The following is a 19,767-nucleotide window of genomic DNA, read 5'->3' as shown; positions in this document are numbered from 1 at the left end:
CGCCCGCAAAACCCTTATTCCGCCGCTGCCGCGAAGCCGCCTTCGTCCTCTGGAATCTCGTCGAGCGTGTTCAGCTCCACATTCAGACCCAGCGAGCGCATTTCCTTGACGAGAACGTTGAAGCTTTCGGGGATGCCCGCTTCAAACGTATCGTCGCCCTTGACGATCGCTTCATAGACCTTGGTGCGGCCGACCACGTCATCGGACTTCACCGTCAGCATTTCCTGCAACGTATAGGCGGCGCCATAGGCCTGGAGCGCCCAGACCTCCATTTCCCCGAAGCGCTGGCCACCGAACTGCGCCTTACCACCCAGCGGCTGCTGGGTAACGAGCGAGTAGGGGCCGATCGAGCGGGCATGGATCTTGTCGTCGACAAGGTGATGCAGCTTCAACATGTAGATGATGCCGACTGTGACCTTGCGGTCGAACTTGTCGCCGGTGCGGCCGTCGAACAGGTCGCTCTGACCCGACGAATGCAGCCCTGCCAGCTCCAGCATGGTCGACACGTCCGCTTCGCGGGCGCCGTCGAACACCGGCGTTGCCATCGGCACGCCGCGTTCCAGATGCTCGGCCAGATCGATGATCTGTTCGGGCGTCCGCGCTTCGATCTCGGCGGCATATTGCGGGCCATAAGCGGTCAGCAGCCGGTCCTTGACCGCGTCGGGCATGTCGCCCGCCGACGGGTTGGGATTGGCCTCGCGCCATTCTTCCAGCGCGTGCTTGAGCTGCTGGCCAAGACCACGGGCAGCCCAGCCCAGATGCGTTTCGAAGATCTGCCCGACATTCATGCGCGACGGCACGCCCAGCGGATTGAGCACGATGTCGACATGGGTGCCATCTTCCAGGAACGGCATGTCCTCGACCGGCAGGATGCGCGAAATGACACCCTTGTTGCCGTGACGGCCGGCCATCTTGTCGCCCGGCTGCAGCTTGCGCTTAACCGCGACGAACACCTTGACCATCTTCAGCACGCCCGGCGGCAGCTCGTCGCCACGCTGCAGCTTGTCGACGCGATCCTCGAACTTGTCGACGATGATCTTCACCGCTTCGTCATACTGCGCCTTGACGGCTTCGATGCCCGCCTGACGAACATCGTCCGCCACCGCGAATTTCCACCATTCATGACGCTCGACTTCGCCCAGCAGCGCTTCGTCGATTTCGACGCCCTTGCGCACGCCCTTGGGCGCGGCCGTGGCGGTTTGGCCCAACAGCATTTCCTGGAGGCGGTTGAAGGTCGCACGGTTCAGGATGGCGCGTTCGTCCTCGCGATCCTTGGCCAGGCGGTCGATTTCCTCCCGCTCGATCGCCATGGCGCGCTCGTCCTTGTCGATGCCGTGGCGGTTGAACACGCGCACTTCAACGACCGTCCCGGCAACGCCCGGCGGCAGACGCAGAGACGTGTCGCGCACGTCGGACGCCTTTTCACCGAAGATCGCGCGGAGCAGCTTCTCTTCCGGGGTCATCGGCGATTCACCCTTGGGGGTGATCTTGCCGACCAGGATATCGCCCGGCTCCACTTCGGCGCCGATATAGACGATGCCCGCCTCGTCGAGGTTGCGCAAGGCTTCCTCGCCGACGTTCGGGATATCGCGGGTGATATCCTCTGGCCCCAGCTTGGTGTCGCGGGCCATGACCTCGAACTCCTCGATATGGATCGAGGTGAACACGTCATCCTTCACGATCCGCTCGGAGATCAGGATGGAGTCTTCGTAGTTGTAGCCATTCCACGGCATGAACGCGACCAGCGTGTTGCGGCCCAGCGCCAGCTCACCGAACTCGGTCGACGGACCATCGGCAATGACGTCGCCAGCCTCGATCAGGTCGCCGACCTTCACCAGCGGACGCTGGTTGATGCAGGTGTCCTGGTTGGAACGCTGGAATTTCTGGAGCGTGTAGATGTCCACGCCCGACTGGCCCGGCGCGATATCGCCGGTGGCGCGGATGACGATACGGGTCGCATCGACCTGATCGACGATACCCGCCCGCTTGGATGCGACCGCCGCGCCGGAGTCACGGGCAACCGTGCCTTCCATGCCGGTGCCAACGAACGGCGCTTCGGCGCGTACCAGAGGCACCGCCTGACGCTGCATGTTCGATCCCATCAGCGCGCGGTTGGCGTCATCGTTTTCCAGGAACGGAATGAGCGATGCGGCGACCGACACCAGCTGCTTGGGGCTGACGTCCATCAGGGTGATATGGTCGCGCGGCGCCATCAGGAACTCGCCAGCTTCGCGGCTGGAGATGAGATCCTCGACGAAATGGCCGTCGGCATCGACTTCGGCGTTGGCCTGCGCGATCGTGTGCTTGGCCTCTTCCATGGCGGACAGGTACACGACCTCGTCCGTCACCTTATGGTCGATGACCTTGCGGTAGGGCGTTTCGATAAAGCCATATTTGTTCACCCGGCTGAACGTGGCCAGCGAGTTGATCAGACCGATGTTGGGGCCTTCGGGCGTTTCGATCGGGCAGATACGGCCATAATGGGTCGGGTGAACGTCGCGGACTTCAAAGCCCGCACGTTCGCGCGTCAGACCCCCCGGCCCAAGCGCCGACACGCGGCGCTTGTGGGTGACTTCCGACAGCGGATTGGTCTGATCCATGAACTGCGACAGCTGCGAGGAGCCGAAGAATTCACGCACCGCGGCCACGGCGGGCTTGGCGTTGATCAGGTCGTTGGGCATCACGGTCGACACGTCGACGCTCGACATACGTTCCTTGACGGCGCGCTCCATGCGCAGCAGCCCGACGCGATACTGGTTTTCCAGCAGTTCGCCGACCGAACGGACGCGACGGTTGCCGAGGTTATCGATATCGTCGATTTCGCCCTTGCCGTCCTTCAGGTTCACCAGTTCCTTGACGACGGCCAGGATATCCTCGGTCCGCAGCGTGGTGACGGTGTCCTCGGCATCCAGGTCGAGACGCATGTTGAGCTTCACGCGGCCAACCGCCGACAGGTCGTAGCGTTCAGGATCGAAGAAGAGGCCCGCGAACAGCGATTCGGCGGTTTCCTTCGTCGGCGGCTCGCCGGGGCGCATGACGCGATAAATGTCGCTCAATGCCTGGTCGCGTTCTTCGGCCTTGTCGGCCTTGAGCGTATTACGGATCCACGGACCGGTGCCGACATGGTCGATGTCGAGCAGTTCGAGACGGTCGATGCCCGCCTTGTCCAGCTTCTCCAGATTTTCGGGCGTCACTTCGTCACCGGCTTCGATGTAAATCTCGCCAGTGGTTTCGTTGATCAGGTCATAGGCGCTGTAGCGGCCATAGACTTCCTCGGTCGGGATCAGCAGCGTGGTCAGGCCATCCTTTTCCGCCTTGTTGGCGGCGCGGGGGCTGATCTTGTGACCGGCGGCGAACACGACTTCGCCCGAATTGCCATCGACAATGTCAAAGGCAGGCTTCAGGCCGCGCCAGGCTTCCGCCAGATAGGGAATCTGCCAGCCGCCTTCGCTGCGCACGAAGGTCACCTTATTGTAGAAGTGACCCAGGATTTCCTCGGCGGTCAGGCCCAGCGCATAGAGCAAAGCCGTGACCGGCAGCTTGCGCTTGCGGTCGATACGGACGTTGACGATGTCCTTGGCGTCGAACTCGAAGTCCAGCCAAGAACCGCGATAGGGGATGACGCGGGCGGCGAACAGATATTTGCCCGACGAATGGGTCTTGCCCCGGTCATGGTCGAACAGGACGCCCGGCGAACGGTGCATCTGGCTGACGATCACGCGCTCGGTGCCGTTGACGATGAAGGTGCCGTTGCCCGTCATCAGGGGCATGTCGCCCATATAGACGTCCTGCTCCTTGATATCGAGGACCGAACGGGTTTCGGTGTCCTGATCCACCTCGAACACGATCAGGCGCAGGGTAACGCGCATCGGCGCTGCATAGGTGATGCCGCGCTGACGGCATTCTTCCGTATCGTATTTCGGGTCTTCCAGCTCGTAATGGACGAAATCCATTTCGGCGGTGCCGGCGAAATCGCGGATCGGGAACACGCTGCGCAGCGTCTTTTCCAGACCCGACACATAGCCGATCGACGGGTCCGACCGCAGGAACTGTTCATAGCTTTCGCGCTGAACCTCAATCAGGTTCGGCATCTGCACCACTTCGTGGATGTCGCCGAACACCTTTCTGATGCGCTTCTTCGCGCCGGTGTTGCTGATGGAGGGAGCCTTGGTCGCCATGCGTTGTCCTTGCCTTCGTTCGTCGCGTATTTTTCGCATCGCAGCGAAAATTCAGCCTGAACGCGAATGGAAAGGGGTGATTCGCACCCCTGCATCCACGCAAAAAAGTGCGGGTCGGGACTGTCCGAACCGCACTGTCAGCGTCTTGTAACCCGCCAAATTCGCCCCATACTGCCAGTGATCGTGCGCAATGCGACCCTGTACCCCGGACGATTCGGGAGACGGTTCCTGCCATGCCGTAAAGCTGCCTGAACCGGATTTCGAAGGGCGCATATAGGACAGGCATAGCCCTTTGTGAAGGGGGTAAGCGCCGCCGCTGCGCCAGAGTCACAGCCCCGTTTTTGCCCGCACCTTCCCTTTTGCTGCAACAGCTGCTATATAGATTTTGCTTACGTCGCCTTTTGACGGATATCGGACTGCCTGAAGGCTTCTCCTCTTGTCCCCCATCGCGCCTCACAAAGCCGGGATGTGCGAATAGTCGCGCATCCCTCTCACATCATGCGCAATGCAGGACAGATTAGAACGAATGCTGAAATATAAGGAACCCGATTTTCAGGAACGCAGGGCGCTCGCCACACAGGCGCGTGACAAGGCGCTTGCCAAGCTGCGGGCCAAGCCCCCGGTCGATCCGGTGCTGGCGGCCGAACGCGCCGCCGCGGCGCAAGCCAAGGCTGCTGCCGAACAGGAAAAGCGTCGGCTGGCCAAGCTCGCCCGCGAAGAAGAACGCGCCGCTAAGGTGGAACGCGCTCGTCTGGAGGCGGAAGCCGCCGCTGCTGCGATCAAGCCGGAACTGACCGACGAAGAACGCAAGGCCGCGCGCGACGCGCGCTATCAGGCGCGCAAGAGCCGTAAAGGCGGGCGCTGACAGCGCCTCAGGTCGCGCCCTGTGGCGCGCGGCTGACACACTCATGGTCGCATGGCCGGCATGGTGCCGCTATGGGCCTAAATCACTTGTTACGCGGCATTGGCCGCGAGGAATAATTTTGCATAACCATTCACCCAGAAGCCCACGCCCCACGCTCTCGCTGTTCGACAGGAAGCGCCCTTATCATCCCGGCCTGACGCCGGGCGGCACCCTGTCCGCTAACCAGCTCAAGCAGATCGTTGCGGATATGGTGGGCTAAATATCGATCATGTCGGGGGAGCGCCGGTTGGCGCTCCCCTTTTTTCTGTCATTCAAAAGGAGGCCCTATGAGCCGCGCAGCAATCCGTCCCTTCCTGATCAGCAAAGATGAAGAAGGCCATTTCCGCCTGACCGTGCGGGAAACCCGCTATAATTCGCAGGGTTATCCGCTGACCTCGTCGCTGCTCCAGGACGAGAAATTCAAGACCGCGACCGCCGTCCGCGCCTTCGCGCGCGACATGTTCAAGGCCGAAGCCGGCCAGTTCGCAACGAAATAAGGCTGGCCTAGGGGCTGGCGGCCGGGACCGTCCCGGCCCCAGAAACGGGAGATTTGGGCACCGGCGAGATCGTCACCGTTTCGAACCGTTGCTTTCGTCGCACACCGGCCAGCCCAGCTTCGGTCGTTACAGTCGTCGGCACGCGCTGGCGCATACATTCGCCCTTCACGGCGCGCGGCGTCTGGGCGCAATTCCACAGGGCGCGCTGCAATCCGCTCCCGACATTATGGATATAGGCGAAGCTCATCGCTTCCATTTGCTTGTCATTGAGCGGCAGTCCGGCAGGTGCGCTGCCCGCTCGCCACGCCATGATCCGACACTCGCCCCGCCCGGCGCAAAATGTCTGCGCGATTGCAGGCCAGCTATCCGCGCCGGTGTCCCGGCCCAGTTCCACCAGAAAACTTTTGGCTCCGGGCGCAACCGCGACCAGCCGCACCCCGGCCATCTCCTTGCCCAGCGACTCCGCGCCAATCGCCTGTAGCGGCCTTGCCGCGAGATCGGCGGCTGCGCCCGTGGCAGACAGGGCAGGCGATTCAGCCGTCAACAAGTCGGTGGCCCCCTGATGCGCCGCTGACAGCCGCGCGATCCTGCCGATCAGCGGCTCCCCCGCCGCACTCCCGGCGCGAAACGCAGGCGGCGTCCCCCACCAGCCACGCCAGCGAAAGAAGAGATGCGTCCCCACGGCGGTCAGCTTGTCCAGACTCCCGCTCCAATAAGGCACGACCCAGTCGGTATGATAATGGGTGGCATAGCCGACCGCCGCAAACACCTTGCCCGTCAGCGCCGCCCCGGCATTCGCCCGCGCCCGCTCCCACGCAGCGGGCGAGGGGGTGCGCGCCAGCGCGCCGTCGCAACTGAAAGTGAACTGGCAGCCCGTCGTTCGCTCCTGCCCCTGAAACACGACGCCGCACACTGTCTTGGGGAAAGCGGGATGGCGCACCCGGTTCAGCACCACCTGCGCCACCGCCTGTTGCCCTACCGAATCGTCGCCTGCCTCGTAAATCTGCGCCGCCGCCAGACAATCGACCGCTCGCGCCAGATCCGTCTCGCTGCCACTGAACAGGAAAGGCCGCGCCTCCGGATTGCGCAGCCGCGAAAAGGGGATGGCGGCATTGACCGCCCGCGCCCGATCCGCATCTAGCGCATAGACGGCCACCGGCTCGACCTTCGGCGGTGGACTGGGTGGACGGACGCTGCGCGCGGCGGTGGCGAAGCGGGCCTCGCCATGAACAACCTGCAGCCGACTTTCCCAACCCGCCACGACAGCAGGCAGGCCGACAAACAGCGCCAGCCAGACCAGCCAGACCCACGGACGCGGCTGGTTAGAGGATGAAGCGTCGGTCATGCTGCTGGCGCTGCTAATCCCTTATTCCGGCAGGAAATCGGGTACGGACAGATAACGCTCGCCCGTATCATAGTTGAAGCCCAGCACCCGGCTGCCCGCGGGCAGTTCCTTCAGCTTCTGCGCAATCGCGGCCAGCGTCGCGCCCGAAGAAATGCCCACAAGGATTCCCTCCTCGCTGGCCGACCGCCGCGCATACTCCTTCGCATCGGCCGGATCGACCTGGATTACCCCGTCGAGCAACTGGGTATGCAGGTTGGCTGGAATGAACCCTGCGCCAATCCCCTGGATCGGGTGCGGGCCAGGCTGGCCGCCGCTGATGACATGCGACAGGGTCGGCTCGACGGCATAGACCTTGATCCCCGGCCAGGCCTTTTTCAGCACCTCCGCCGTGCCGGTAATATGCCCGCCCGTCCCGACGCCAGTGATCAGCACGTCGATCGGTGCGTCGGCGAAGTCGGCCAATATCTCCTGCGCCGTGGTGCGGGCATGGACCGCGATATTGGCGGGATTCTCGAACTGCTGCGGCATCCAGCTATTGGGCGTCTGCGCCACCAGCTCCAGCGCGCGCTCGATCGCGCCCTTCATCCCCTTTTCGCGCGGGGTCAGGTCGAAACTCGCGCCATAGGCCAGCATCAGCCGCCGCCGCTCGATCGACATGCTTTCGGGCATGACCAGCACCAGCTTATAGCCCTTCACCGCCGCGACCATGGCCAGTCCCACGCCGGTATTGCCCGAAGTCGGTTCGATGATGGTGCCGCCCGGTTGCAGGTCGCCCGAAGCCTCCGCCGCCTCGATCATGGCCAGCGCGATCCGGTCCTTGATCGACCCGCCCGGATTGGAGCGTTCCGACTTGATCCAAACTTCTGTGCCCTCAGGCGCATCGCCAAACAGCCGGTTCACCCGGACATGGGGGGTATTGCCGATGGTTTCGAGTATCGTGGCAGCTTTCATGGGGCTTTCTCCTGGCTGAGGTCCGCCGCCCTTATGTCGGGTGGGTCGAAGGTGCGTGCAAGGCGCAATTCGGGAAAGAGCCGCGCCCAGAACAGGGTGATGATGATAGCACCGATGCCGCCGCCAATGACAGCGACAACCGGGCCGACAAGCGCGGCAAGAAAGCCGCTTTCCGCTTCGCCCAACTCGTTGGAGGCGGAAATGCTCAGTTGCGACAGGCTCGACACCCGCCCGCGCATGGCATCGGGCGTATGAAGCTGGACCAGCGATGCCCGCACGAACATCGAAATCATGTCTGCCCCGCCCAGCACGATCAGCGCGCCGATGCCGAATTCCATCGCGATGCTGCGCGGCAGGAAGGCGGTGCAGCCAAAGGCGATGGTGGCAATCCCGAACAGGATGACCGCCCCCAGCATCTTGACGCCGACTTCATTCTTCAATGGCCGAAAAGAGAACCACAATGCCACCAGCCCGGCGCCGATGCCCGGCGCGGCGGCCAGATGGCCCAGCCCTGTCGACCCCACATGCAATATGTCGCGCGCATAGACCGGCAACAGCGCGGTTGCGCCCGCCAGCAGCACCGCGAACAGGTCCAGCGTGATGGTCGCCAGCACCAGCCGGTTGGTCCGCACATAGGTCAGCCCGTCGATCATCTGGCGGATCGGGTGGCGGGTGATGTCGCGTTCGGGCTGCGGCACGGGGCCGATCAGCATCATCGCGCCCAGCGCCACGGCATAGAGGATAGCCGCCAGCGCATAGGCCCCCCATGGCGTTGCCGCATAGGCATAACCGCCCAGCGCCGGACCAACGACCGACCCGGCCTGCCACACGACGCCCGATATGGCGATGGCGGTGGGCAGCACGTCGCGCGGCACCAGATTGGGGGCCAGCGCGCCATAGGCCGGGCCATTGAAGGCGCGGGCAATGCCGACGATGACGGCAATGCCGAAGATCAGCGGCAGCCCGACCAAGTCCTGATATGTCGCATAGGCCAGCAACGCCGCTGCCCCCGTCAGCATCGTCAGCGTCAGGCGGCTGATGATCCGCCGGTCATAATGGTCCGCGACCCATCCGGTCAGCGGCGTCAGGAAAAACAAAGGCAAAAATTGCGCCAGGCCGATCAGCCCCAGCTGCGCCGACGCGCCCGCCGTCGTCATCGTTTCGCGCGCGATATTATAGGCCTGCCAGCCCAGCACGATCATCATGCTGTACTGCGCCAGCACCGCGGTCATCCGCCCGATCAGATAGGCCCGAAAATCGCCAAAGTGCAGCGGATGGCGATGCGGGGAGGGGGCTGTCATGCCAACGCCTTTAGCCGCTGTCCCCGCAAACAGGCAACCATGGCGCTAGACAAAGGACGCAGCTTTTCTTCGTCCCGCCATGCCATGGCTTTTGCCGTCACCCTCCATCTTCCGTTCGCCCTGAGCCTGTCGAAGGGCCGTTCTTCTTGAGAAGAAGGACAAGGCTTCGACAGGCTCAGCCCGAACGGGGGGCTGGCAGGCCATGTAAATGAACTTACTTGAACAAACTGCCTAAAATCCCGCGCACCAGCTTTCCTGCAATCCCGCCGCCCGATGATTTGCGGCTCGATCCGCCGAACACCGCGCGGCCCAGTTCGTTGGCGACCTGCCGCCCGACCGAGGAACCGGCGGCGCGGGTGGCGGACTGGATCGCCTTGTCGATCGCCGATGGCTTGGCGGCCTCGCGCGCAGCGGCAGCGTCCGCGCGCGCCTGTTCCTTGATCTGCTGTTCGCGCTGCTTGGCTTCGGCCTTGGCCTGTATGGCCGCGGTCCGCTCGGCTTCGTCCTGCGCCTTCTTCGCCTCCGCGGCCGCCGCTGCGGCATTGCCGCGCGCAGCTAATATCTCCTCCGCCGATTCCCGGTCGATCGCCTCGTCATATTTGCCCGCCACCGGCGAAATCGACTGGATGATCGCCCGCTCCTTGGGGCTTACGGGGCCAAGCCGTGATCGCGGCGGCGCGATCAGCGTGCGCTGGACGATGCCGGGCGATCCATCCTCCTGCAACAGCGACACCAGCGCCTCGCCGACCTTCAATTGCGTGATCGCCGTTTCGACATCCAGGTCGGGATTGATGCGGAACGTCTCCGCCGCCGCCTTGATCGCGCGCTGGTCGCGCGGGGTGAAGGCGCGCAGCGCGTGCTGCACCCGGTTGCCCAATTGCCCGGCGACTTCCTCTGGTATGTCTATCGGGTTCTGGGTCACGAAATATACGCCCACCCCCTTTGACCGGATCAGCCGCACCACCTGCTCGATCTTGTCGGTCAGCGCCTTGGGCGCCTCGTCGAACAGCAGATGCGCCTCGTCAAAGAAGAAGATCAGCACCGGCTTGTCGGGATCGCCCACTTCGGGCAGCGTCTCGAACAGTTCGGACAAAAGCCACAACAGGAAGGTCGCATAGAGCTTGGGACTCTGCATCAACTTATCGGCGGCCAGCACATTGATATAGCCGCGCCCCTGATCGTCCACCTTCAGGAAATCATGGATGTCGAGCGCGGGTTCGCCAAAGAAATGCGCGCCGCCTTGGGCTTCGAGCTGGAGCAATTGCCGCTGGATCGCGCCGACGCTTGCCTTGGTGACATTGCCATAGCGCGCCGACAGCGTGTCGGCATTCTCCGCGCAATAGGCCAGCATCGCCTGCAAATCGCCAAGGTCCAGCAGCAGCAAGCCTTCCTCATCGGCATATTTGAAGGCAATGGTCAGCACGCCTTCCTGCGTTTCATTAAGGCCCATCAGCCGCGCCAGCAGCAACGGCCCCATCTCGCTGACGGTCGTGCGAATGGGGTGACCCTGTTCCCCATAGAGATCCCAGAAGATCGCCGGATTATCGGCATAGCTATAATCGGTCAGGCCGATTTCAGCCGCCCGCGCGACCAGCTTGTCGGCATTTTTGGCGGTCGGGGAACCGGCCATGGCGATGCCCGACAGGTCGCCCTTCACGTCAGACAGGAACACCGGCACGCCCAGCGCGGAAAAACTCTCGGCAATGCCCTGCAACGTCACGGTCTTGCCCGTGCCGGTCGCCCCGGCGATCAGGCCATGGCGGTTGGCCCGGCGCAGGTTGAGCAACTGGCGGACCCCGCCATCCTTGTCTGGCGCGCCCAGACCAATGAAAATGCCGTCGCTCATCCCCGTTCCTTCCCCATAAAAACGCCGTCATTCCCGCGGATGCGGGAATCCATCTCCCACGCTATCCTCCTGTGAGAGGGCCGGAGATGGATTCCCGCCTTCGCGGGAATGACGGAAACATTTTCACTATCCTCCAGCCGTCAAGGAAAGAGGAATATTCATACCGCGCTTATTTATCGCGCAAACGCACCGGCAGGAAAATCGGCTGCTGGCCGCGACGCAGCACCTGGAGCAGGATGGCGTTGCGGTTCTGCGCCGCCACCGCCTTGACCTGCGCGTCCAGCTCCGCCTGGCTGGTGACCGGACGGTTGTTGGCGCTGATGATGACGTCGCCACGCCGCAGCCCCTTGGCCCCGGCATCGGTCGATCCATCGACGGCGGTGATCACCACGCCGCGCGTATCGGCGGCCACGCCCAGCTGGCGGATGATGCTCGGCGTCAGCGGGATCGCCGAAATGCCCAGCGACTGCTGCGCCGCCTGACCCGGATTCTGGTCCTGCTGGCTGAAATCCTCATCCTGCTGCGGGGCGAAGTTGGTCAGCTCATCCTCTGACGGACGCTCGCCCACGATCGCGGTGACCGTCTGGCGCTGCCCGTTGCGCAGCAGGACGATTGGCACCTTGCTGCCGATCGGCTGGCTGGCGACGATCGACGACAGATTCTGGTCCGGGTTCACTTCCTGACCATTGACCGCGACGATCACGTCGCCAGCCTTGATCCCGGCCTTGTCCGCGCCCTTGCCCGGCTCGACGCCCTGGACGAACTCGCCGCGATTCTTGGCCAGACCCAGCGAATCGGCCAGATCCTCGCCCAGCGGGCTGATCTGCACGCCCAGATAGCCGCGCTTGACCGCTTGCCCCTGACGCAGGGTCGCGACGATCGGCGCGGCCTGTTCGGACGGAATGGCAAAGCCGATGCCGACATTGCCGCCCGACGGCGACAATATCTGGCTGTTGATGCCGATCACATTGCCGCGCATGTCGAACATCGGGCCGCCGCTATTGCCCTGGTTGATCGACGCATCGGTCTGGATGAATTTCTCGTAACCGCCGCCGGTGTTGCGATGAACGGCGGAGATGATCCCGGCTGTCACCGTGCCGGACAGGGCGAAGGGATTGCCGATCGCGACGACCCAGTCACCCACGCGCGCTTTGGTGCTGTCGCCGAACTTGACGAAGGGCAGGGGCTTTTTCGCGTCGATCTTCAACACCGCCAGATCGGTCGCGGGATCGCGGCCGACCAGCTTGGCGGTATATTCTTCCTTGTTGGTCAGCGTCACCGTGATCGAATCGACGGTTGCGCCTTCCGCGCCTGCCGACACGACATGGTTGTTGGTGACGATATAGCCGTCAGCGGAAATCAGGAAACCTGACCCCAGCGACTGGGCCTGCCGCGTCTGCGGCCGTCCGCCCGGGGCCTGACCCTGGCCGAACAGATCGCCAAAGGGGGTGCCGGCAAAGGGGTTCTGCACCGCCACCCGCTGTTTGGTGGAAATGTTGACGACCGCCGGTTGCAGCTTTTCGACCATGTCGGCCAGGCTTGCGGGCGCGCCCGCCGGGGCGGCGGCCTGCAATCCTTCATTCTGCGCGGTCTGCGCGCCGACATTGGGGGACGTGATGGCTATGGCGGTGCCGCCCAGCAACAGGGCGCCGGTAATGGCATAAGCGTAACGCACTCGTGACGGTCCTCTCATGATCTTCAGGAAATGGAAGGCGGGACTCTGGATGGAGAGCCGGACATGCGCCGCCTTGCCTTAACCCTCATTGAATGATGCTGGTTCCGAAATGATCCGCAGCATCGGTGAACCCTTATTTGCGTCCCTGAAACTGTTGCAGAAACTCGTTGTTCGGCGACAGGATGATGTTGGTCTGCCCGGTGCGATCGGGCGAGAAGGTGTAGCGATAGCTCTGCATCGCCCGATAGAAATCATAGAAGGACGGGTCCTTCCCGAAACTTTCGGCATAGATGCGCGCGGCATTGGCGTCCGCTTCGGCGCGGATGATCTGCGCCTGCTTGGCCCCCTGCGCGCGGATCGTCAGCGCTTCCTGCTCGCGCGCCGTCCGCATCCGGGTGAAGGCGCTTTCCAGCGGCGTGCCGTCGGGCAGGTCGGCGCGCTTGATCCGCACATCGACGATCTCCGCGCCATATTGGCGCGCGACCCGGTCCAGCCCGGCCTCGATATTCTGCATCACCTGGCCCCGCTCCGGGCTGAGCAGTGCCGCAAAGGGCCGCTTGCCCAGTTCGTTGCGCAGGGCGGACCCCAGGATCGGGCGCAGCGCGTCCGACACCCGCTCCTCATTGCCCGCGGCAATATACATGCGCAGCGGATCGACGATGCGATAACGGGCGAAGGCATCGACCTGCAAGCGCAACTGGTCGGTGGACAGCACCTGCTGCCGCTCCATCTCGACCGACAGCACCCGCTTGTCGATCCACACGATCTGGTCGATGAACGGCCAGCGCAGGATGATGCCAGCGCCGGTATTGCCGAACGTCTCATTCTGGCGATAGCGGTTGATGATCGCCTTGGGATCGCCAAAGCGCACGATCACGCCCTGCCGGGTTTCCGGCACGATCGTCACCGTGCTGCCGACCACGATCAGCAGGAACAGCGCGATCAGCGCTAGCGCGATGGGTTGGCGCAATAGGACTGGCATCACTGGCCTCCCGTAACGGTGGTCGCGCCGGGGGCGGCGGCGGTCGCCTGCGCGCGACGCTTGATTTCGGGCAGCGGCAGATAGGGGGTTACATTGCCGCCTTCGACGATGGTCTTGTCGACGTTCGACAACACGCCCTCCATGGTTTCATAATACATGCGGCGGCGGGTCACGTCGGGCGACAGGCGATATTGTTCGTAAACCTTGTCGAACGACGCGGCCTCGCCCTGCGCCTTGGCCGTCACCTGCTGGGCCGCAGCGCGCGCTTCGTTCAGATAGGTTTGCGCCGTCTGCTGCGCCGCCGACACGGCCTTGAACGCATCATTGACCGCGCTTGGCGGATCGGCCTGCTTGATCGCGACACCCTGGATGCGGATGCCCGACCGATAACCGTCCAATATCTCCTGCATCCGCTGTTCGACCTGCTGCTCGATCGCGGTGCGGCCCGCGCCCAGCGCATCGTCCAGGCTGACGCTCGCCAGCACGGACCGCATCGCGCTTTCGGCCACTTCACGCACGGCGGCGTCCGGGTCCGACAACTGGAACAGATACAGCTCCGGGTTGCGGATGTTCCAGCGCACCGAATAGGCCAGGTCGATGATATTCTGGTCGCCGGTCAGCACCAGATTTTCGCTCTCCGCATTGGTCGATCCGACGTCGATGGTGCGGATTTCTTCCACGTCCACCGTCGAAACAGTCTCGAACGGGGCGGGCATGGTCAGGCTGATACCCGGCGACAGCGTGCGGCTATATTTGCCAAGAAAGGTCACAACGCCGCGTTCCTGCGGGCCGACCCGGTGGAAACTGGTCAGCACCAGCCACAATATCACCAGCAGCGCAACCGCCGCAGGCCACAGCGCCTTGCCATTGGCGCGCGGGGGCAGGCCGCCAAAGCCGCCACCACCGCCGCCCTGGCCAAAGCTTTCGCGGCCCCGCCGCAGCAGTTCGTCAATCGCGGAAGGGCCTTTCTGGCCAGCGGGCCGACTGGGCTGGGTCCATGGGTTGCGCGGGCCGCCATCGCCGCCCGGACCTTTCCCGTCATTGCCATCCGGCCCGTCGCTTTTTCCGCCCCAAGGCCCTTGAGCCATGCTCATGATGCCGGGCATCCACCCGAAAATTCTTTTCATCGCTCTTCTATAGGAAGGCTTATCCACGAAAAACAGTGCCAATGGCTGCGATTATTTCCTACAGGGCGTCGCCATGACCGATATCGCCGATTTTACCGCCCGCCTGACCGCCCTGACCAATGGCCGCGCCAGCGCGCCGCGCATCAGGGATGGCATCATGACCCTCGCGCTCGACGTGGGCGGGCTTGGTCCCGACCAGCGCGACGCGATCCTCGCCGCGATCCGCGACGGCGGGCTGACCGTGCCGGGCGTCACCGATGTCCGCATTGCCCAAACCGCTGAACGCCGCCCGCTCCGCATCATCGCGGTGGCGTCGGGCAAGGGCGGTGTGGGCAAATCCACTTTGTCCGCGAATCTGGCAGTCGCGCTCCACCGCCTTGGCCACAAGGTCGGGCTGGTCGACGCCGACATTTACGGTCCCTCGCAAGCCCGGCTGATGGGCAGCGAGGATCAGAAGCCCCAGGCGCGCGAGAAGAAACTGATCCCCGTCACCGGCACACTCGGCATCCCGATGCTGTCGATGGCGCATCTGGTCGAACCGGGCAAGGCGCTGGCGTGGCGCGGCCCGATGGTCGGCAACGCCCTGTCGCAACTGATCGACGCCGACTGGGGCGAGACGGAATTGCTGGTCGTGGACATGCCGCCCGGCACTGGCGACATCCAGCTGACCATGGTGCAGAAGCATAAGCCGGCGGGCGCGGTGATCGTCTCCACCCCGCAGGATCTCGCCTTGATCGACGCGACCCGCGCCGTCAGCCTGTTTACGCAGGTCGGCGTGCCGATGATTGGGCTGGTTGAAAACATGGCGGGCTATGCCTGCCCCCATTGCGGCGAAATCTCCGATCCGTTCGGGACTGGCGGCGCGGAAACGGCAGCGGGCGAGATGGCGATGCCGTTCCTGGGCCGCGTCCCGCTCGCCATCGACATTCGCCGCCAGTCCGATGCTGGCGATCCTCCCGCTGCTGGCGAAGGCATCCACGCGGACGCCTTCCGCGCCATCGCGCAAAAGGTCGCCGACTGGCTCGGTCGCACGGTTTGACTGTCCTACAGCGGAGCAAGCCTCTATAATGGTGCCGACATTGCGATAGGATCAGCGCCGCGCAACATTATGTCGCATTTGCGGGGAAATATGCGAAGTTAAGCGATAATTCCCCTATCGCCGGGAACGCCGCTGCCGCCTGCTTCGTCCTAGCCGCAAAGGAGAGAACCCATGCCGCTGACCGCCCCGCAGGACATCGCTACCCTGCTCAACGAAACCCGCACCATCGCCCTGGTCGGCATCTCCGACCGGCCCGATCGCGCCAGCAACCATGTCATGCAAGTGCTTCAGGACCATGGCTATCGCGTCCTGCCGGTCAATCCGCAGATAGCGGGCGAGCATGTCCATGGCGAATTTGTCTGGGGCCGCCTGTCCGACATCGGTGTCCCCATCGACATGGTCGACATCTTCCGCAACAGCGCGGCTGCTGGTGAAGTCGTGGATGACGCCATCGCCGCCGGGGCGAAAGCGGTCTGGATGCAGTTGGGCGTCATCAATGAAGCCGCCGCCGCCCGCGCGGAAGCCGCTGGGCTGAAGGTCGTGATGGACCATTGCCCCGCGATCGAAATCCCGCGCCTGGGCATCGCGCCGATCGCGGCGGAATAACGCTTTCCAGCCCGCGCCTGCCTCTCTATCAGGCGGCTATGGCCCGCTTCCCGCGAAAGAAAACAGACCGGATCAAGGGCATCGACCGGCGCACGCTGCTGGTCGGCGGTGGCGCTGTCGCCGGGCTGCTCATCGCCTGGGGCGCATGGCCGCGCCGCTACGCGCCCAACCTCAACGCAGCACCCGGCGAAACGATCGTCAACGCCTTCCTCAAGATCGACCGGTCCGGCCAGATCATCGTCATCGTGCCGCAGACCGAAACCGGGCAGGGGGTCGCCACCATCCTGCCCCAGATCGTCGCGGACGAACTGGGCGCCGACTGGCGCACCGTCGCGGTGCAGAGCGCGCCGATCAGCCCGCTTTACGCCAACACCTTGCTGGCCCGCGACTGGCTGGCGAGCGACTGGACCCGGCTGCTGGGTGATGCGGGGGACTGGGCGCTCGGCCAATATGCCACCCGCAACGCTCTGATGCTGACCGGCGGCGGCACATCGGTCCCGATGTTCCATAACGCCTGCCGCGACGCCGGGGCCGCTGCTCGCGTGCTGCTGTGCAAGGCAGCGGCGGCGAACTGGGACATCTCCTGGGAAAGCTGCGACATCCAGAATGGCCTCATCACCGATGGTGGCGACCGGCGGATGAAGATCGGCGATGTGGTGGAGCAGGCCGTCACTTTCGACCTGCCCGCCATCTTGCCGTTGCGGCAGGGGCAAGACGGGCGATTGTCAGGGCAGGATCTCCCCCGGCTCGACACCCCGTCCAAGATTGACGGCAGCCATAATTTCGCCGCCGACATCCGCCTGCCCGACATGGTCTATGCCTCGATCCGGCAGGGACCGATCGGCGACGCGACCCTCGCCGGGCTGGACCAGCGGTCCGCCAGCGGCGTCACCGGCTTCCTCAAGCTGATCCGGCAGGACCGCTGGCTCGCCGCCGTCGCGACCAACTGGTGGGCGGCGAACAAGGCGCTCGACCTCGCCGACCCGATATTCACCCTGCGCGGCACCCCGGTTAGCAGCGCGACCATAGACGATACGCTGGAGGCGGCCTTCTCCAGTTCATCCGGTCGCCGCCTCTATGCCCAGGGCGATCTGCTCCCGGTGTTCGAGGGCGCGACGATCCTCGCCAGCGAATATCAGGTCGATGCCGGGCTGCACCTCGCCCTCGAACCCCTCTGCGCCACCGCCCGTGTGACCGATGCGGGCGCGGAAGTCTGGCTGGCGACGCAGGCACCCGGTCTCGCCCGCGCCGCCATCGCCGATGCGCTGGGCCTGCCGGAAAGCGCCGTCACCCTCTATCCCCTTCACGCCGGTGGCAGTTTCGGGCGCAAGATGGATTGGGACGTTGGCGTGCAGGCCGCTTTGATCGCCCGCGACATGGGCCGCCCGGTGCAACTGCTCTGGTCGCGGCTGGAAGACGTCATTCAGGACCGCCCGTCCGCGCCCGCCCATGCCCGCATGGCGGCAAAGCTCGGACGCAACGGCGCGATCGAAGGCTGGCTGGCCAAGGTCGCCGCCCCCTGCGCCATGACCCAGACCTGGGCGCGCATCGCCGACGGCGCGTTCCCCCATGAAGCGGCGACCGCCTCGGCAGACAAGGCGACCCGGCTCGCCGTGGCGGGTATGGTGCCGCCCTATGCGATTCCCCACTGGGCGGTGGATCATTATCCTTGCGACGTCGGCCTCCCGCTTGGCTTCACTCGCGGCAACGCCCATCTCCACGGCGCCTTCTTCACCGAAAGCTTCGTCGACGAACTCGCCCATCTGGCGGGGATCGAGGCCATGTCCTTCCGCATCCAGATGCTCGGCGGCAATCCGCGCCTCGCCCATTGCCTCTCCACCGCCGCCGCCATGGGCGGTTGGCAGGGCGGCATAGCGGGCAGCGGGCAGGGGATCGCCACCCATATGATGAACGGCGCCTATGCCGCCGTCATGGTCGAAGCGGCCATGCGCGGCAACCGGCTGAGCGTTGGCCGCATCATCGCTGCCGTCGATGTCGGCGATCAGGTCAATCCCGACATCGCCCGGCAGCAGATTGAAGGCGGCCTGATCTATGGCCTTGCCTATGCCATGGGCGCGTCCGTCCCCTATGAGCGCGGCCTGCCGACCCGTGCGATACTGGGCCGCATGAACCTACCCCGCCTCGCCGACATCGGCGAAGTCACGGTGGAACTGATCCGCAGCACTGCGCCGCCCGCTGGCGTGACCGATCTTGCCGCGCCGCTGGTCGCCCCTGCCATCGCCAACGCCCTGCACACATGGACAGGTCAGCGTTTGCGCAGCCTGCCGCTACTGGGAAGCTCATGACCCTGCCACCAGACCATCCCGCCATCCCCGCGCCCAAAGTCGGCGTCCTCCTCATCAACCTCGGCACGCCCGACGCGCCCGACGCCAAATCGGTACGCCGCTATCTCGCCGAATTTCTGTCCGACCGCCGCGTGGTGGAAATCCCGCCCTTGCTGTGGCAGCCGATCCTGCGCAGCGTCATCCTGACCACCCGGCCCAAAAAATCCGCCCATGCCTACAGCCAGGTCTGGACCGATCAGGGATCGCCGCTTGCCTTCCACACCCGCGATACCGCCCATGCGATGCAGGCGGCGATGGGCGATGGCGTTACCGTCGCCTGGGCGATGCGCTACGGCAATCCCTCGATCGCCTCGCGCCTCGCCGCGATGAAAGCATCGGGCTGCGACCGCATCCTGCTCGCGCCGCTCTATCCGCAATATAGCGGGGCCACGACCGCCACCGCCAATGACGCGGCCTTCGCCGCGCTCAAGGCGATGCGCTGGCAACCGGCCATCCGCACCCTGCCGCCCTATCATGACGATCCGGCCTATATCGCGGCGCTCAAAGTCTCGATCGAGGGCAGCATCGCCGCGCTGGACTTCACCCCCGACGCCTTGCTCGCCAGTTTCCACGGTATGCCCGAACGCACATTGCATCTGGGCGACCCCTATCATTGCCAGTCGGTCAAGACGGCGCGGCTGTTGCGCGAAGCCCTCCCGCTACCTGTGCATATGAGCTTCCAGTCACGGTTCGGCCGGGCCAAATGGCTGGAGCCGGAAACCGAAGCCACCCTCGCCAAACTGGTACAACAAGGCGTCCGAAACATTGCCGTAGCAACACCCGGATTCTCGGCCGATTGCCTTGAGACACTAGAGGAAATCGCCCTGCGTGCGAAAGAGGTTTTTTTGTCCGAAGGGGGTGAAAATTTTGCCTATTTGCCCTGTCTAAACGCCTCTGCGGCGGCTATCACTCTGTACCAGAGGCTGTTGGGCCGCGAGCTTTCGGGCTGGATCAACCAGCCCGGTTAGTCA

At 64.3% G+C, this 19,767-nt stretch carries 15 protein-coding genes; 7 read left to right on the top strand and 8 right to left on the bottom strand.

The annotated features are described in order from the left end of the window. Positions 1 to 14: 14 nt before the first annotated feature. Positions 15 to 4,178: a DNA-directed RNA polymerase subunit beta gene (rpoB, locus tag ACODR8_RS05825; protein WP_489006361.1), complete on the bottom strand. Its 4,164-nt coding sequence runs from the start codon at positions 4,176 to 4,178 to the stop codon at positions 15 to 17. A 526-nt stretch (positions 4,179 to 4,704) separates the two neighbouring features. Between rpoB and ACODR8_RS05820 the strand changes: the two genes are divergently transcribed. The 3 genes from ACODR8_RS05820 (at position 4,705) to ACODR8_RS05810 (ending at position 5,579) form a co-directional block, all read left to right on the top strand. Further along, the gene (locus ACODR8_RS05820; protein ID WP_489006360.1) at positions 4,705 to 5,043 is read left to right on the top strand and encodes a DUF6481 family protein; all 339 of its coding nucleotides are present in this window, start codon (positions 4,705 to 4,707) and stop codon (positions 5,041 to 5,043) included. 118 nt (positions 5,044 to 5,161) lie between these two features. After that, positions 5,162 to 5,302, top strand: a complete 141-nt coding sequence (locus ACODR8_RS05815; protein WP_294132692.1) for a hypothetical protein — start codon at positions 5,162 to 5,164, stop codon at positions 5,300 to 5,302. Between the two features lie 67 nt (positions 5,303 to 5,369). Continuing rightward, positions 5,370 to 5,579 carry a hypothetical protein gene (locus ACODR8_RS05810; RefSeq protein ID WP_006950609.1) on the top strand — a complete coding sequence of 70 codons (210 nt, stop codon included), beginning with the start codon at positions 5,370 to 5,372 and terminating at the stop codon, positions 5,577 to 5,579. Positions 5,580 to 5,586: 7 nt separating this feature from the next. Here the strand turns inward: ACODR8_RS05810 and ACODR8_RS05805 are convergent, their stop codons facing one another. From ACODR8_RS05805 to hflK, 7 genes are all read right to left on the bottom strand, one after another. Next, the gene (locus ACODR8_RS05805) at positions 5,587 to 6,924 is read right to left on the bottom strand and encodes a cell wall hydrolase (protein ID WP_489006359.1); all 1,338 of its coding nucleotides are present in this window, start codon (positions 6,922 to 6,924) and stop codon (positions 5,587 to 5,589) included. Positions 6,925 to 6,945: 21 nt separating this feature from the next. Continuing rightward, a complete protein-coding gene (cysK, locus tag ACODR8_RS05800; RefSeq protein WP_489006358.1) occupies positions 6,946 to 7,875 on the bottom strand; it encodes a cysteine synthase A in 930 nt (309 codons plus the stop codon). Continuing rightward, on the bottom strand, positions 7,872 to 9,176 hold the full coding sequence (locus ACODR8_RS05795; RefSeq protein ID WP_489006357.1) for an MFS transporter: 1,305 nt from the start codon (positions 9,174 to 9,176) through the stop codon (positions 7,872 to 7,874). Before ACODR8_RS05795 ends, cysK begins: the two co-directional genes overlap by 4 nt. A 214-nt stretch (positions 9,177 to 9,390) precedes the next feature. Continuing rightward, positions 9,391 to 11,022 carry a helicase HerA-like domain-containing protein gene (locus tag ACODR8_RS05790; protein ID WP_489006356.1) on the bottom strand — a complete coding sequence of 544 codons (1,632 nt, stop codon included), beginning with the start codon at positions 11,020 to 11,022 and terminating at the stop codon, positions 9,391 to 9,393. Positions 11,023 to 11,191: 169 nt separating this feature from the next. Further along, positions 11,192 to 12,697 (bottom strand): Do family serine endopeptidase, encoded by a 1,506-nt coding sequence (locus ACODR8_RS05785; RefSeq protein WP_489006355.1) that lies wholly within the window; start codon positions 12,695 to 12,697, stop codon positions 11,192 to 11,194. A 133-nt stretch (positions 12,698 to 12,830) separates the two neighbouring features. After that, entirely contained in the window at positions 12,831 to 13,679 is an 849-nt protein-coding gene (hflC, locus tag ACODR8_RS05780; protein WP_294132680.1) for a protease modulator HflC, read from the bottom strand. Next, entirely contained in the window at positions 13,679 to 14,806 is a 1,128-nt protein-coding gene (gene hflK / locus ACODR8_RS05775; protein ID WP_489006354.1) for an FtsH protease activity modulator HflK, read from the bottom strand. Before hflK ends, hflC begins: the two co-directional genes overlap by 1 nt. Before the next feature lie 73 nt (positions 14,807 to 14,879). On the opposite strand from hflK, the gene ACODR8_RS05770 reads away from it, so the two are divergent. The 4 genes from ACODR8_RS05770 to hemH all read left to right on the top strand — a co-directional run bounded on the left by ACODR8_RS05770 (position 14,880) and on the right by hemH (position 19,764). Beyond that, positions 14,880 to 15,845, top strand: a complete 966-nt coding sequence (locus tag ACODR8_RS05770; protein WP_489006353.1) for an Mrp/NBP35 family ATP-binding protein — start codon at positions 14,880 to 14,882, stop codon at positions 15,843 to 15,845. Positions 15,846 to 16,016: 171 nt separating this feature from the next. Beyond that, positions 16,017 to 16,451 (top strand): CoA-binding protein, encoded by a 435-nt coding sequence (locus tag ACODR8_RS05765; protein WP_489006352.1) that lies wholly within the window; start codon positions 16,017 to 16,019, stop codon positions 16,449 to 16,451. Between the two features lie 38 nt (positions 16,452 to 16,489). After that, a complete protein-coding gene (locus tag ACODR8_RS05760) occupies positions 16,490 to 18,757 on the top strand; it encodes a xanthine dehydrogenase family protein molybdopterin-binding subunit (protein WP_489006351.1) in 2,268 nt (755 codons plus the stop codon). Beyond that, complete coding sequence (gene hemH, locus ACODR8_RS05755) at positions 18,754 to 19,764, top strand: ferrochelatase (protein ID WP_489006350.1); 1,011 nt, start codon at positions 18,754 to 18,756, stop codon at positions 19,762 to 19,764. Before ACODR8_RS05760 ends, hemH begins: the two co-directional genes overlap by 4 nt. Positions 19,765 to 19,767: the final 3 nt, after the last annotated feature.

This window comes from Sphingobium sp. FG58 (assembly GCF_057809055.1).
Note: the sequence above shows the minus strand (reverse complement) of the source record. Positions and strands in the feature narration are given on the sequence as shown.

Coding starts and splice junctions, on each gene's coding strand:
- rpoB (WP_489006361.1), bottom strand. CDS start 4,178: ATGGCGACCAAGGCTCCCTCCATCAGCAACACCGGCGCGAAGAAGCGC.
- ACODR8_RS05820 (WP_489006360.1), top strand. CDS start 4,705: ATGCTGAAATATAAGGAACCCGATTTTCAGGAACGCAGGGCGCTCGCC.
- ACODR8_RS05810 (WP_006950609.1), top strand. CDS start 5,370: ATGAGCCGCGCAGCAATCCGTCCCTTCCTGATCAGCAAAGATGAAGAA.
- ACODR8_RS05805 (WP_489006359.1), bottom strand. CDS start 6,924: ATGACCGACGCTTCATCCTCTAACCAGCCGCGTCCGTGGGTCTGGCTG.
- cysK (WP_489006358.1), bottom strand. CDS start 7,875: ATGAAAGCTGCCACGATACTCGAAACCATCGGCAATACCCCCCATGTC.
- ACODR8_RS05795 (WP_489006357.1), bottom strand. CDS start 9,176: ATGACAGCCCCCTCCCCGCATCGCCATCCGCTGCACTTTGGCGATTTT.
- ACODR8_RS05790 (WP_489006356.1), bottom strand. CDS start 11,022: ATGAGCGACGGCATTTTCATTGGTCTGGGCGCGCCAGACAAGGATGGC.
- hflC (WP_294132680.1), bottom strand. CDS start 13,679: ATGCCAGTCCTATTGCGCCAACCCATCGCGCTAGCGCTGATCGCGCTG.
- hflK (WP_489006354.1), bottom strand. CDS start 14,806: ATGAAAAGAATTTTCGGGTGGATGCCCGGCATCATGAGCATGGCTCAA.
- ACODR8_RS05770 (WP_489006353.1), top strand. CDS start 14,880: ATGACCGATATCGCCGATTTTACCGCCCGCCTGACCGCCCTGACCAAT.
- ACODR8_RS05765 (WP_489006352.1), top strand. CDS start 16,017: ATGCCGCTGACCGCCCCGCAGGACATCGCTACCCTGCTCAACGAAACC.
- ACODR8_RS05760 (WP_489006351.1), top strand. CDS start 16,490: ATGGCCCGCTTCCCGCGAAAGAAAACAGACCGGATCAAGGGCATCGAC.
- hemH (WP_489006350.1), top strand. CDS start 18,754: ATGACCCTGCCACCAGACCATCCCGCCATCCCCGCGCCCAAAGTCGGC.